At 62.7% G+C, this 13,935-nt stretch carries 10 protein-coding genes and 2 pseudogenes; 6 read left to right on the plus strand and 6 right to left on the minus strand.

Going from position 1 to position 13,935, the window contains the following annotated elements:
• Nucleotides 1-23 precede the first annotated feature (23 nt).
• Nucleotides 24-1,244: a plasmid replication protein RepC gene (repC, locus tag AC2YI2_RS24995; RefSeq protein ID WP_487389227.1), complete on the plus strand. Its 1,221-nt coding sequence runs from the start codon at nt 24-26 to the stop codon at nt 1,242-1,244.
• On the opposite strand, the gene AC2YI2_RS25000 is transcribed toward repC, so the two are convergent.
• A complete protein-coding gene (locus AC2YI2_RS25000) occupies nt 1,228-2,139 on the minus strand; it encodes a LysR family transcriptional regulator (protein ID WP_487389228.1) in 912 nt (303 codons plus the stop codon). The two genes, repC and AC2YI2_RS25000, sit on opposite strands and share 17 nt — an antisense overlap.
• A 97-nt stretch (nt 2,140-2,236) precedes the next feature.
• Here AC2YI2_RS25000 and hglS point away from each other — a divergent pair, with 97 nt between their 5' ends.
• From hglS to AC2YI2_RS25020, 4 genes are read left to right on the plus strand one after another with little or no spacing between them, the layout of a single operon-like run.
• The gene (gene hglS / locus AC2YI2_RS25005) at nt 2,237-3,631 is read left to right on the plus strand and encodes a 2-oxoadipate dioxygenase/decarboxylase HglS (protein ID WP_487389229.1); all 1,395 of its coding nucleotides are present in this window, start codon (nt 2,237-2,239) and stop codon (nt 3,629-3,631) included.
• 2 nt (nt 3,632-3,633) lie between these two features.
• Complete coding sequence (locus AC2YI2_RS25010; RefSeq protein WP_487389230.1) at nt 3,634-5,052, plus strand: FAD-binding oxidoreductase; 1,419 nt, start codon at nt 3,634-3,636, stop codon at nt 5,050-5,052.
• Nucleotides 5,053-5,080: 28 nt separating this feature from the next.
• Entirely contained in the window at nt 5,081-6,616 is a 1,536-nt protein-coding gene (gene amaB, locus AC2YI2_RS25015; RefSeq protein WP_487389231.1) for an L-piperidine-6-carboxylate dehydrogenase, read from the plus strand.
• A 27-nt stretch (nt 6,617-6,643) separates the two neighbouring features.
• Nucleotides 6,644-7,909 (plus strand): NAD(P)/FAD-dependent oxidoreductase, encoded by a 1,266-nt coding sequence (locus tag AC2YI2_RS25020; RefSeq protein WP_487389232.1) that lies wholly within the window; start codon nt 6,644-6,646, stop codon nt 7,907-7,909.
• A gap of 19 nt (nt 7,910-7,928) precedes the next feature.
• On the opposite strand, the gene AC2YI2_RS25025 is transcribed toward AC2YI2_RS25020, so the two are convergent.
• The 5 genes and pseudogenes from AC2YI2_RS25025 to AC2YI2_RS25045 all read right to left on the minus strand — a co-directional run.
• Nucleotides 7,929-8,528 (minus strand): KTSC domain-containing protein, encoded by a 600-nt coding sequence (locus AC2YI2_RS25025; RefSeq protein WP_487389233.1) that lies wholly within the window; start codon nt 8,526-8,528, stop codon nt 7,929-7,931.
• A 102-nt stretch (nt 8,529-8,630) separates the two neighbouring features.
• The gene (locus AC2YI2_RS25030; protein ID WP_487389234.1) at nt 8,631-9,086 is read right to left on the minus strand and encodes a hypothetical protein; all 456 of its coding nucleotides are present in this window, start codon (nt 9,084-9,086) and stop codon (nt 8,631-8,633) included.
• Between the two features lie 2 nt (nt 9,087-9,088).
• Nucleotides 9,089-10,225 carry a hypothetical protein gene (locus AC2YI2_RS25035; RefSeq protein WP_487389235.1) on the minus strand — a complete coding sequence of 379 codons (1,137 nt, stop codon included), beginning with the start codon at nt 10,223-10,225 and terminating at the stop codon, nt 9,089-9,091.
• A 143-nt stretch (nt 10,226-10,368) separates the two neighbouring features.
• A pseudogene (locus AC2YI2_RS25040) lies at nt 10,369-11,410 on the minus strand (site-specific integrase); the annotation flags it as partial.
• A 159-nt stretch (nt 11,411-11,569) separates the two neighbouring features.
• Nucleotides 11,570-11,712, minus strand: a pseudogene (locus tag AC2YI2_RS25045) (integrase); the annotation flags it as partial.
• A 126-nt stretch (nt 11,713-11,838) separates the two neighbouring features.
• On the opposite strand from AC2YI2_RS25045, the gene AC2YI2_RS25050 reads away from it, so the two are divergent.
• Nucleotides 11,839-13,722: a diguanylate cyclase domain-containing protein gene (locus AC2YI2_RS25050; protein WP_487389236.1), complete on the plus strand. Its 1,884-nt coding sequence runs from the start codon at nt 11,839-11,841 to the stop codon at nt 13,720-13,722.
• Nucleotides 13,723-13,935: the final 213 nt, after the last annotated feature.

Consider the following 13,935-nt stretch of genomic DNA (forward strand, 5'->3'; position numbering starts at 1 on the left):
GCCTTTGGAAAGGTGAAGAAAAAATGCAGCGTGGACATGTGACGACGCCCTTCGGGCGGCGGCCGATGACGCTTGCCCTGGTGAAACGCCAGGTGGCGACATCAGAGGCAGACAAGGATCGCTCCGTCGACAAGTGGAAAGTGTTTCGTGATGCCTGCGAGGCGCGGTCGCTTCTTGGCGTCCAGGATCGGGCCCTCGCCGTGCTCGATGCGCTGTTGAGCTTTCATCCCGTCGCCGAGTTGAGCGCCGAGCGGGCCATGGTGGTGTTCCCCTCCAATGCGCAGCTCTCGGTCCGGGCGCACGGCATTGCCGGCACGACGCTGCGGCGTCATCTGGCAGCGCTCGTCGATGCCGGCCTGATCATCCGCCGCGACAGCCCCAACGGCAAGCGCTATGCGCGGAAGGATCGCGGCGGCGAGATCGAGATGGCCTTCGGCTTCGATCTCTCGCCGCTTCATGCCCGCGCGGCAGAACTCGCCATGCTGGCCCAGCAGGTGGCGGACGAGCGGGCGCGGTTCCGGCGCGTCAAGGAAGAGCTCTCGATCTGCCGGCGCGATGTTCGCAAGCTGATCTCGGCGGCGATGGAGGAAGGTGCCGACGGCGACTGGATGGCGATCGAGGACATCTATATCGGCCTCTGCGCGCGGGTTCCACGCAGCCCGACGGTCGACCAGGCCCTCGAAATCCTCGACGAAATGGAGCTGTTGCGCGGAGAAATCCTCAACCTGCTGGAAGTGCAGAAAAATCTCAAAAAAACAGACACCAATGACGACCAAATCGGACGTCACATACAGAATTCAAAATCCGACTCTATCCATGAACTTGAACCTCGCTCTGAAAAAGAGCAGGGCGCAAAGCCGGTGGACGATGATCGACCGAAGCGGGAGCCGATCCCGATCAAGAATTTCCCACTGGGCATGGTGCTGCGAGCCTGCCCGGAAATCGGGATGTACGGACCCGGCGGGACGGTCGGCAGCTGGCGCGACATGATGGCGGCCGCGGTCACCGTCCGGTCGATGCTCGGGGTCAGTCCATCGGCCTACCAGGAGGCCTGCGAGGCGATGGGGCCGGAAAATGCCGCCACCGCGATTGCCTGCATCCTCGAGCGGGGAGGGCACATCAATTCGCCGGGCGGTTATCTCAGGGACCTGACGCGCAAGGCGGCGAAGGGCGAGTTCTCTCTCGGGCCGATGCTGATGGCGCTGCTCAGGGCGAATGGGGCGAATGTCAGCCTTGTGGGGTAGGGCGGCTCACTTGGCTCAGCAGCCAGTCCTTGAACGCATTGGCCACGACATTGTGCTGGCGGTTCTCGGGCAGGACGACGTAGTAGCTGAACTCGGTCGCCATCGGCAGGTCGAAGACGGGAACAAGGGTGCCCGCGCGGATGTCGTCCTCGATGAGATAGGAGGGGAGCAGCGCCACGCCCATATTGGCCTGGACTGCGCCGATCATCATCGAGAACTGGTCGAAGCGGTTGCCGCGAAATCCGCGATCGGTGCTCGCGCCATTGGCCTCGAACCACTGCTGCCAGAGACGCGGCCGGGTGGTGAGATGGAGGAGGAGGGCACCGATGAGATCAGTAGGGGTATGCGCCTCGAGATCACGAGCGAGCCCTGCACTGGCGATCGGCAGCACGATCTCGCTGCAGAGAAAGGTCGATGTCGCCTTCGCCCAGGTCGGCTTGCCATAGTGGATTGCGAGATCGAAACCTTCCTCGTCGAAATCGAAGGGTTCGGCACGCGACTCGATCGTGAGCGCCACGGATGGCCGCTCGGAGAGGAATCGGGGCAGCCGCGGCATCAGCCAGCGAGATCCGAAAGTCGGCAGTGTCGCAACGCTCAGCGCTTCATCCTTGTCCGCGGCAGCGACCGCGCGGATCATCAGCTGTTCCGATTGGGCGACGAGCCGTCGCACTTCCGGCAGAAAGCGGGCACCAGCTTCGGAGAGGATGACGCGCTGACGCACCCGTTCGAACAGCAACAGCCCGGTTTGCAGTTCGAGATCGCGGATCTGGCGGCTGATCGCGCTCTGCGTCAGGCTCAGTTCCTCCGCCGCGCGGGTAAAGTTGCCATGGCGTGCGGCGCATTCGAAGGCCTGCAGATTGGCGATGTCAGGTACAAGGCTGCGACGCATGTTCATTCCAAAACTGCATCAACTGACCTGATAGTCTCATGAGACAAGCTCTCGATCAAGCAATATTGTGCAAAACAGGAATGAACTGCCGAAGAGAGTTGCCGTGGCCGAACGCTTTACATCCCCCGACGATATCCGCGCCGCCTTTTCCGCCGCCATGTCGGATATGTACCGCAAGGAAGTGCCTGCTTACGGCACCCTGATGGAGCTCGTAGCCGAGGTGAATGGCGTGACGCTTGCCGGTGATCTCGGGCTGCGCGACCGGCTGGATGAAACCGACACGCTCGACCGTATCTCCGAGGAGCGCCACGGCGCGATCCGCCTTGGAACCGCTGCCGAACTTGCGATGATGCGGCGGGTCTTCGCCGTCATGGGCATGTATCCGGTCGGCTATTACGATCTCTCGACCGCTGGCGTTCCCGTTCATTCGACGGCCTTCCGGCCGGTTGGTGACGCGAGCCTGAAGCGCAATCCGTTTCGTGTCTTCACCTCGCTCCTGCGTCTCGATCTGATCGCCGATGCCGGCTTGCGCGAAGAAGCGGCCAAGGTGTTGGCCGGACGGAAGATCTTCGCGGACAGGGCCATCACTTTGGTCGAGAAGGCCGAACGAAATGGCGGGCTCGACGGCGATGACGCGCAGGCCTTCGTGACGGAGGTGCTGGAGACCTTCCGCTGGCATGACAAGGCGATTGTCAGCCCCGACATGTACAAGCGGCTGCATGATGCGCACCGGCTGGTGGCCGATGTCGTTTCCTTCAAGGGTCCGCATATCAATCACCTGACACCGCGCACGCTGGATATCGACGCGGTGCAGAGCCGCATGCCCGAATACGGCATTGCGCCCAAGGCAATCGTCGAGGGGCCGCCCACGCGGGAATGCCCGATCCTGCTGCGCCAGACCTCCTTCAAGGCGCTTGAAGAAGCCGTCTCCTTCCGGGCGGAGGATGGCAGCTGGCGAGCAGGATCGCATACGGCGCGCTTCGGCGAGATCGAGCAACGCGGCATTGCGCTGACGCCGAAGGGCAGGGCGCTTTATGACATGCTGCTCAACACGGCCCGCGCGTGGGTGGTGCCTGCAGCCCACGGCTCCAATGCCGCGGACTATCAGGCGGTGCTGGCGGATGTGTTCCAGGCGTTTCCGGACAATTGGGACGAGATTCGCCGCGCTGGCCTCGGCTATTTCAGCTATTCGCTGACGCCAAAGGGCCGGGAAAGTGTGGGCTGCCGGCTCGATTTGGAGATGGCGATCGCGGAAGGCTTCGTGCAGTTTGATCCGCTGGTCTACGAGGATTTCCTGCCGGTAAGCGCGGCCGGAATTTTCCAATCCAATCTCGGCGACGATGCGACCCAGGCCTTCGTCGCGAGCCCCAACCAGGTGATGTTCGAGCTTGATCTTGGTGCAGCGGTGCTGGACGAGTTCGCTCATTATGCCGGCATCGAGCGTGCGTCCATCGAAGACTGCCTCAGCGCGCTCGGCGCGATGGTCGCGGCGGAGTAACGATGCTCGAGGCACGGCATATCAGCGCCTTACGCGACTTGCTTGGCCCCCGGGGCGTGCTGACCGATGCCTCGGATATGGCAGCCTATGAAACCGGCGCGCGCTACGATCAGGGGAGGGCGGCGCTGGTGCTGCGTCCGTCCTCGACGGAGGAAGTGTCGGCGGTCGTCAGCTTTTGCGTCCGCGAGGGGATCAGCCTCGTTCCGCAGTCGGGCAATACCGGCCTGGTTTCTGGTTCGACGCCGGATTTGTCGGGTTCGCAGGTTGTTCTGAGCCTGGACCGGGTGACCGGTCGGTTCGAGCTCGATCTCGACAATCGCTCGCTGCGTGCCGGCGCGGGTTTTCACCTTTCGGAGGTCAACCGGCGCCTCGAACCGCATGGGCTGTTCTTTCCGATCGATCTCGGCGCCGATCCGCGGCTCGGTGGCATGGTGGCGACCAATACCGGCGGCTCGCGCTTCCTGAAATATGGAGATGTCAGGCGGAACACGCTTGGTCTGAGGGTGGTTCTGGCCGACGAGGCGGGCACGATTCTCGAAATCGATCAGGATCTGCGCAAGAACAATACCGGCGTCGACTGGAAGCAGATGTTCGTCGGCACGGCGGGCGCATTCGGCATCGTGACGGAATGCGTGCTCAATCTGGAACGCCTGCCGGTACAGACCGCGACGGCCTATCTGGTGCCGGCCAGTGGCGCGCAGGTCATGCCGCTGCTTCGGGCGATGGAGAAGCAGCTCGGCGCTTATCTCTCGGCCTTCGAGGGCATGTCGGGCAATGCCGTGGCGGCGGCACTCGCGCATGTTCCATCGCTCCGCAATCCATTCCAGGGCGGAAACATTCCCGGCTATGTAATCCTGGCCGAGGTGAGCCGCAGCTGGCAGCCGCGCGAAGGCGAGCAGTCGCTCGACGCGGTGCTGGAAACCGTGTTGGCGGAAATTTTCGAAAGCGACGAGGCGCCGCTCGCCGATGCCTTTGTCGGCCCGCCCGCGGAAATGTGGGCGCTCAGGCACGCGCTGTCGGAGGGCGTGAAGCATCGCGGGCGATTGATCGCATTCGATTTGTCTTTCCGGCGCGGTGACATCATGGTTTTCTGTGACCATATGAAGGCCGAAATGCCGGGTATCTTCCCCGATGTGGCGATCTGCGATTTTGGCCATGTCGGCGACGGTGGCGTGCATTTCAATCTGGTCGTGGCCAAGGACGATGCGCGAGCTGCGGATGCCGGTTTCGAACGGCGGCTGCGCGACTGGGTGATTTCGGTGGCTGTCGAGCAATTCGGTGGCAGTTTCAGCGCCGAACATGCGATCGGTCGGAAGAACCAGGCCTATTACGACCTCTACACGCCCGACACGGTCAGGAAGCTGGCAGCCGGGCTCAAGTCCATCACATCGCCGGGATCTCTCGGCACCGCGCGCTTCTAGCGCCTCAGATCAGAACGGGAGTTTCAAGATGAATATTGCAGTCAAACAGGTGAATGTGCAGGCGGAAGCCGCAGCGATCCTCGAAAAGCTCGGCGTTGACGAGGCGCTCTATGCGGGTGGCGGCATGGCCTCCTATTCACCCGTCACCGGCGAACAGATCGCAGCGCTGAAGACGGTCTCGGCTTCGGAAGCCGCGGCCGCGATTGCCAAGGCCGACGAAGCCTTCCGCGCCTGGCGGCTGGTGCCGGCGCCGCGTCGTGGTGAACTGGTCCGTCTGCTTGGTGAGGAACTGCGCGCCGCCAAGGCCGATCTCGGCCGCCTCGTGTCGATCGAAGCCGGCAAGATCACCTCGGAAGGCCTGGGTGAAGTACAGGAGATGATCGACATCTGCGACTTCGCCGTTGGCCTCTCGCGCCAGCTCTATGGCCTGACGATCGCCACTGAACGTCCCGGCCACCGCATGATGGAAACCTGGCATCCCCTGGGTGTCGTCGGCATCATCTCGGCCTTCAACTTCCCGGTGGCTGTTTGGGCCTGGAATGCGGCGCTGGCGCTGGTCTGCGGCAATGCCGTGGTGTGGAAGCCCTCCGAGAAGACGCCGCTCACGGCGCTGGCCTCGCAGGCGATCCTCGATCGTGCGCTGGCCCGCTTCGGCGATGCACCTGATGCACTGAGCCAGGTCTTGATCGGCGATCGCGCGATCGGCGAAGTACTGGTTGATGATCGCAAGGTGGCGCTGGTCTCGGCCACCGGTTCGACCCGGATGGGCCGCGAAGTCGGACCGCGGCTCGCCAGGCGTTTCGCCCGTTCGATCCTCGAACTCGGTGGCAACAATGCCGGCATCGTTTGCCCGTCTGCCGATCTCGACATGGCGCTGCGCGCCATTGCTTTCGGTGCCATGGGCACCGCCGGCCAGCGCTGCACCACGCTTCGCCGCCTCTTCGTGCATGACAGCGTCTATGATCAGCTCGTACCGCGGTTGAAGAAGGCCTATGAGACGGTTTCGGTCGGCAATCCGCTGGAGACGACGGCGCTGGTCGGCCCGCTGGTCGACAAGCAGGCATATGACGCCATGCAGAAGGCGATCGAAGCGGCCAAGGCCGAAGGTGGCAGTGTGACCGGCGGCGCGCGCGTCGCGGAAGCCGGCAAGGACACGGCCTATTATGTGAAGCCGGCGCTGGTGGAAATGCCTGACCAAGTGGGCCCGGTGCTCGAAGAGACCTTCGCGCCGATCCTCTATGTGATGAAATATTCCGATTTCGACCAGGTGCTCGAAGCGCATAATGCGGTTTCGGCCGGCCTCTCGTCCTCGATCTTCACACTCGATATGCGCGAAGCCGAGCGCTTCCTGGCGGCCGACGGGTCGGATTGCGGGATCGCCAATGTCAATATCGGCACGTCGGGTGCGGAAATCGGCGGTGCCTTCGGCGGCGAGAAGGAGACGGGGGGCGGCCGCGAATCCGGCTCCGATGCCTGGAGAGCCTATATGCGCCGCGCCACCAACACTGTGAACTATTCGAAGGCCTTGCCGCTCGCCCAGGGCGTGTCCTTCGATATCGGTTAACGCAAGGCACCAGCAGGGATCGTAAGCATGGCATCGAGACCTTCCTCCATTCTGTGGCGGGCGAGCGCGCGGCAGGAATTCCAGGCCTCGCCGCTCGATCGCGACCTCGATGTCGATCTCGTCATTGTCGGTGGCGGGTTCACTGGCACGGCGGCGGCGCTGGAAGCAGCCCGTCGCGGTGCCTCCGTTTGCCTGCTGGAAGCGGAAATCATCGGCCATGGCGGTTCGGGGCGGAATGTCGGCCTTGTCAATGCCGGGCTCTGGCTCCCGCCGGATACTGTCATAGCCCAGATGGGCGAGGCGGCCGGCCGGCGCTTGATCGACGTGCTGGCGGATGGGCCCCGTCGCGTCTTCTCGCTGATCGAGCGCGAGGGGATCGACTCCGAGGCGACCCGCAACGGCACGCTGCATCTCGCGCATTCGGCAAAGGGTCTTAGGAACCTCGAAGAGCGCTGCCGGCAGGGCAATCGCGACGGTGCGCCGCTCCAGCTGCTCGACGCCGCGGAAGCCGCACGGCGCACCGGTACGACGGCCTATCATGGCGCGCTGCTCGATCCGCGCGCCGGCACGATCCAGCCCTTGGCCTATTGCCGTGGCCTGGCGCAGGCGGCGCAGACCATGGGCGCAAAGATCCACGACCGGTCGCCGGTGACGGCGATCGTGCGGCCGGGTGACATGTGGGTGGTGGAAGCCAATGGCCACCGGGTGCGGGCGCGCTCGTTGCTGATCGCGACCAATGCCTATCAGCTCGGGATCGAGACGCCCTTCAAGCCGGAATTCACGGCGATGAGCTATTGCCAGTTCGCGACCGAGCCGATGTCGGAGACGGCGCGGCGCGCGATCCTGCCGGGCGGGGAGGGATGCTGGGATACGGCGCTCGTCATGAGCTCGTTCCGCGTCGATCAGGCGGGGCGGCTGATCCTCGGCGGCGTCGGCAATTCGGATGGGCCGGGCGCTGCGATCCATCATGCCTGGGCACGGCGCATGCTGCGCCGGCTGTTTCCTGATCTCGGCGATCTGAAGTTCGAGCATGCCTGGCGTGGCCGGATCGCGATGACGGCGGATCACATCCCCAAGATCGTCGCCTTCGGGCCGAATGCCTATGCCTGTTTCGGCTATTCCGGCCGCGGTATCGCGCCGGGCACGGTGTTTGGGACGCAGGCGGCGGCCGCGCTGCTGACCGGAACAGCGGTTGAACTGCCGATTGCGCCGATCGAGCACTATTCCGAGAGGTTTACGGCCGTCAAATCGGTGTATTACGAGTTCGGCGCCTCGCTGGCGCACGCCGTTTGAGAAGCGGGTGCTCGGAAAGTCAGGCAGCGCGCTTGGGGAACTTGTCCCGGATATTCTCGAGATAATAGGTGCCGGGCGAGGGCGCGGTGACCAGGGAATTGACGGCGCCTGCATCGACATCGCCGAAGAACTGTTCCTCGCCGTTGCGCATGCGGATGCGCAGCTTGCCGTCCTCCGGGCTGAAATAGACCGCTTCGATCAGGGCCGACGTCACCGGCATGCGCTGCATGGCGGACGTGCCGGCGGGGACCGCAGCGACACGGGCCCTGCGACGCGCATGGCGGAAGCTGCGGAAGGCGTTGTAGGAATAGGCCAGCACCATGCCGCCGATCGCGCCTGCGCCCTTGATCACCGCATCGTCGAGACGGGCATGGCGGGTGGGCGACAGCGCCTGCAGCAACTCGATGCCGCCGGCACTCAGCACAACGAAGCCGCCGACCAGAAGCGCATGGCGCGGATAGGCGACCATGAACATCGACGACAGCAGGCCGAAGGCCAGCGCGCGATCGAAATCCACGGAGAAGATGTCGCCCGGCCGCATCTCGATGGGCGAGATGGTGACGAAAACGATGGCTGCAAAGGCGGTCCAGGCGGCGATCTGGTATTTGCGCGTGTTCATCGGCGCAATTTGCCGCGGACATATTAACAGCCGGATACTCTGATCGAGAAATTCCGACGGAAATTCGAAAGATTTCAAGATGAATGCCGGATCCGCACAGTCTTAATCGCGCCCTTCGTGGCATTTGGCCTCCAGGACGTCGAAGATCAATATGCCGGGCTGGGTGAGGGTGCTTTCTGTGACCCGCAGTCCGCCTTCGGAATCGAGCGTTGCCGTACCGACGGACGAAATTCCGTCCCTGGTCGCGACGAAGCTGGTGGCGATGATGCCGTTCTCCACGATGATCTTGGCATCGGAAGGCAAGGTGGTGGTGGCGCCATCCATCTTGGGGGCACCGCTCCAACGGATCGACGAACGGCCCGGATTGTCCTTGTCGATAATCAGGTGAAGTGCCGTTTTCTCGGAGAGCAACGTGTTTGCCGGGCCCGAAACACCCGCCATCGTGCGCGTAAGAGTGATCTCCTTGCAAACAAATTCCTGGGCGATCGCAGTGCCGCCCATACCGAGCAGGATGGACAGACTGGTTGCGGCGAAGGTCGAGATTTTCATAGCTCGCATGGTCACTCCGGTGAGCCGATTTGCAGGAAGTTGAAGCCGCGCTCGCCGTCGCGGCGGAACGCATCGCGAAGCGGTTGGTCCATGTCGGCATGGAGTGCAAAGCTGACCACGGCGGCGCAGGCACCGTTTTCAGTCGCCACGGCCTGTCCGGTTACCGGGATGCGCCGGCTGAGGTCCATGTCCATGTTCCAGCGGGTCTGGATTGTCGAAACGGCAACGTTGGCCGCGGCGCAGTCGGCATAGGCGAGGGACACGACAACGGCCGGTCCATCCTTCCGCTCGACATCTGCCAAGAGGCCCGAAAGATAGGCCGGAATGCCTTTCCTGCCGGCTTCCATCCTGGCTTCGATCTGCTTCGTGGCTGCTTTAAGGTCTGCTCGTTCAGCCAGTAGAAGATCGGATGGGTCGACCGTCTCGAGCCCGAACAACGGCGTGATGATCATTGCCTGGACGACGCTGGCGTCCTTCGTTGCGGTCGCGCCCGCCACCCCTTCGACTACGATTGCGACGGCGAGATTGTCGGCCACGCTGCGTTTCAGTGCGACAATCGGCTTGAGGTCTTCGGGTGCGGATGCCTGAACGATCGTATCCTGCCGCGCGAAAACGAAGCTCGACTGGCCGACCACGCCCAGCCAGGGATTTTCCGGGTCGCGGGTCGTGAGGCTGATCATGCGAGGTTCGCCATTCGCCAGCATGCGCGGCGCAGCCCCGATGTCCTTGAATCCATGTGTCGTAAGCGTGTCGAGCAAGGCGTCAGCGGCCTTGGCGTCGGCGAGGCCCCAATAGCTCACGCGCGCCGGTGGCCGGCCGAAGGCGGCGAAATAGGAAATGTCTTCGAAGGCGATGCCGGCCTTTTCGGTCCAGGTCTTGCCCATACCGTGGCTTAGCGTTTCCAGTGGCCGGATCAGGCGGGCAAGGCTGAGTCGGCGCAGGCCGCTCTCGCTCAGAGCGCCGCTCTCCGCCTTGGAGAGCGCTTTCACATCGAGATAGACGATCGGCATCGGGTCAGCAGTTGCAAGCGCCCCTTCCGGAATATGGCTCAGCGCCGTCCGGAGCGTGTCGACATTGTCGGCTGCCAGAACGGGAGCGCAGCTCGCGGCGAGAAACGCCAAGGCGATCGTCATCCCGTGAAAGCGCATGCCTGTCCCTTCGATGATGGTGATGGAGCATGCTGCGATCACAAAGCACGCCATGGCGCGAGCGCGAAATGAGCGGCACCCTTGTGTCTGACGGTCGAGGGCCGTGCATTATTTTCTGGCTGTTGCCAATTCGTCGTTTGAGCTCAGATGAAAACCCTCGCCGCCTTGCCGCGCCTGCGGTCCTGTTCGTTGTAATAGGCGGCCGCCTGGGCTATGGATTTGTGCTGGGATTGCTGCATCGCCTCCTGCAGCGGCACGCCGCGATTGGCGGCCTCGGTGAGATAGCCGGAGCGCAGGCCATGGGCGGAATATTTCGCCGGGTCGAGACCAGCCTTTCGCAACGTGACTTGAGCACCAGATTGATCGATTGCGGCGTCAGCCCGCGGCGGCCGAGATTGCCCCATTTGTCGATCGCCCGAAACACCGGCCCCCTGGCGATCCGGGCCTCATGCAGCCAGTGCTGCAAGGCTTCCGCCGGCCGGCCGATCAGCAGCACCGAGGCGGCATCCTCGATGTCGGTGGTCTTGGTACGGCCGAGCTGCAGGGTGAGGCAGGCGAGCGAAGCCGAGCTTTCGTCGTGCGGATCGGCCCGCACCGGCACGTCGACGACAATGTCCTCGACGCGTAGATTGGCGAGCTCCGATCGGCGGCGGTTGCCGGAGGCAAAAGCAGTGAGCAGGATGGCGCGATCCCTGACATCGGTGAGATCGTTGCCGCCGCAGGTGGCGATCAGCTCTGCCAGGATATCGTCGGTCACGGCATGCAGGCTCTTGCGCTGCCGCGGCCTGCCGGTGGCGCGCACGGCGAGCCTGAGCGCGCTCTTGAGCGTGGGTTCGCCGAAGCATCCGGCAAGGCCGCGCCAGCGGGTGAGGATCGACCACGAGGTCAGCCGCCGCCGGACGGTCGCCGGTGCATGCGGGCCGGGCGCCTTGAGCAAATGCGCTGCGCGGAGCTCCATCTCGACCGCTTCCGGCATGCCGTGGCTGGCGTCGCCGACGCGCCGTGCGGGATCCCACAGATGATGCGCTACGAATTTCAAGAGCAGCGCCTCAGGCGTCGGCCACGGCAGCGGGGCGCCCGTCGCTAGTCCGCACCAGGCCTCGATATAGGCGAGGTCGGAAGCCAGCGCCTTGAGCGTATTGGCGCCATGCCTGACGTGGCGAGATGCTTGAGGGTCGCGACGTCGAATACTTGATTGGTATGATCTCTCGAGACTCCCGTTCCACGCGTTTCTGCGGCCGGTTTCGGACGCATGTAGCTGTTGCGTCCCAATTGAAGCGGGAAGTTGAAGCTTCGGCCCTCGATTTTGGCGTTACGCCTTCGCGTCGAGCAGGGGAGGGGCCCTCAAAGCCCGGAAGCCTTGGTCAAATTGACCCGGAAGCGTCTCTTCGGCGCTGATGGCGACGGGTCATTTCCGCGCCGGCATGGCCGAGCTGCTTCTGGACTTAGCGCTCATCGAGCTCGGCCGACGACGCCAGGCCGGCGCGTGGAAGAGCTGTAGGCCTTGAGAAGGGAACGTTGTTCGCACCGCCCTGACGCAAGCTAGCTCTGGTAGCACTACTACTGATTGTGCTTACCCGACTTGTGGCGGGCGCCGACGTTCAGGACAAGCAATGGAAAGCATCTGGCAGGAACTTTTCGACAATCTCGCCGCTACCGCCTTTTTTGTTTCCGCATGGGCACATTTCCATCCGCGGGCCGAGCGCATCTCCGGGATCAGTCGTGCTGCGGTCTTCGGAATGTGGATGGGGGTGACCGCATCGGTATCGATGCTGCTGTCGGTGCAGGTTTCGCCGGGGGTCTATTTCGACTTTCGCAATGCGCTCGTTTCCATGTCCGGGTTGTTCGGTGGACCGATCGCCGCTGCCTTGACCGTCCTGATTGCCGGCGTTCATCGCGTTCTGATGGGCGGAGCGGGAACCCTGTTCGGCTTGGTTCACCTTGTCGTGGCTGGCGTGTTCTCATCACTGGTGTATCTCAGCTTCAAGGAGCGGCAGTTAGGTGTGGTTCACATAATTGCATACGCGACAGTGCTGAGTGCGATCGGTCTGGTGCTGAGAATGACCCCGTTGTCACCACTTGGAACAGACGTTCTCCAAATAACGCAATTGCCAGTCGCAACCATCGGCTTCCTCGCGACCGTGGTGGCTGGTATCATTATGATCAAAATACGGGATTACGCCGTGGAACGTGATCTGCTGCGCGCGGCATTGGAACAGTCACCTGACTTTTACTACATCAAGGACCGACAAAGTCGCTTCAGGATTGTCAATCAATCCGTCGCCAGCCACAACGGCTTCGCGAAACCCGTCGAAATGACGGGGTTGACGGACGCAGATATCGCTTCGCCGACAAGATCGCGGCAACTGCTTGCGGAAGAGCAGGAGATCATGGCGTCCGGCTCGGCAATTGCCAAGAAGGAAGAAGTTGTCGAAACGGCGTCTGGAACACGCTGGTATTCCACCTCCAAGACGCCGCTTGCCAATGCTGCCGGTCACGTGATCGGATTGGTGGGTGTAACCCACGACATTACGGAGCGAAAGCGGCTTGAAGAAGAGCTTGCCAGCAGTCGAAATCTGCTTGCGCATGCGATGCGGGAAATGTCGGACGGGCTGGCCATGTTTGACCACAACGGACGCCTCGCATTCGCGAACGATCAATACAGGTCGTTTTTCCCGATAACTGGGCCTCTCCAAGTCCCTGGTGCCGACATTCGAGATATCCTTACGGCAGCGATCGAACTTGGCGAGGCAGTCGGAATCCCCGAAAGTGAACGCAGTGCATGGATTGAACAACGCGTGTCGAGCCTGCGTTATGACAACGAACAAGACGTTCGGACTTCGGCAGGCTCCTGGCTGATAATACGCACGCGGGTTGCCCCGGATGGATCATCCCTCGTTGTCGTTGCTGACCAAACGGCGATGAAAGAGGCTGAGGTTGCACTCCGCCAGCTCAATGAGCAATTGAAGATTCTTGCGGATACCGACGGCCTGACCGGCCTTGCCAATCGGCGCGCCTTTGACGCGGCTTTGGCAATAGAGCTTGCACAGACGCAAAAATCCCATCAACCTCTTTCTCTGATCTTGATCGATGTCGACCGTTTCAAAGCCTATAATGACCACTACGGACATAGCACCGGCGACCAATGCCTGCGCATTTTCGGCGAGTGTTTGAAACAGACGAAAGCGCGGCCGAATGATGTTGCCGCCAGATACGGTGGCGAGGAATTCGCGCTCATTCTTCCGCAAACGGATGAAGCTGGCGCGATGGCCGTTGCGCAGCGCTTCCAATTGCTTCTCAGGGAGCGAGATGAGCCGCACCTTGCGAGTGAGAAGGGCGTCTTGACCGCGAGCCTGGGGATCGCGGTTTGCGCCGGGGATGTGATCAGCCCGAAGGCTTTGATCAACCAGGCAGACGAGGCCCTCTATCATGCGAAGGCATCCGGACGGGATTGCATGCGTGTGTTCGGACAGGATGGGCAGCGAGCGAGTGCGTGAGGCTTTTCATTGCTGATAGCCATCAACTCTTCGACAGGCTGTCTGTTCGCGTCCACACGGGCAGGTTTTCGCCGGGCCGCTGAAAAGCTCGCAAACGATCAGATGCGAGGAGAGAGTATCAATCAGAGCCCGGACGCTTTGGTGAGATTGACCCGGAAGCGGTCCCTGCGGCGCTGATAGCGACGGGTCATTTCCGCGCTGGCATGGCCGAGC

The organism is Rhizobium sp. SRI_017 (genome assembly GCF_057586295.1).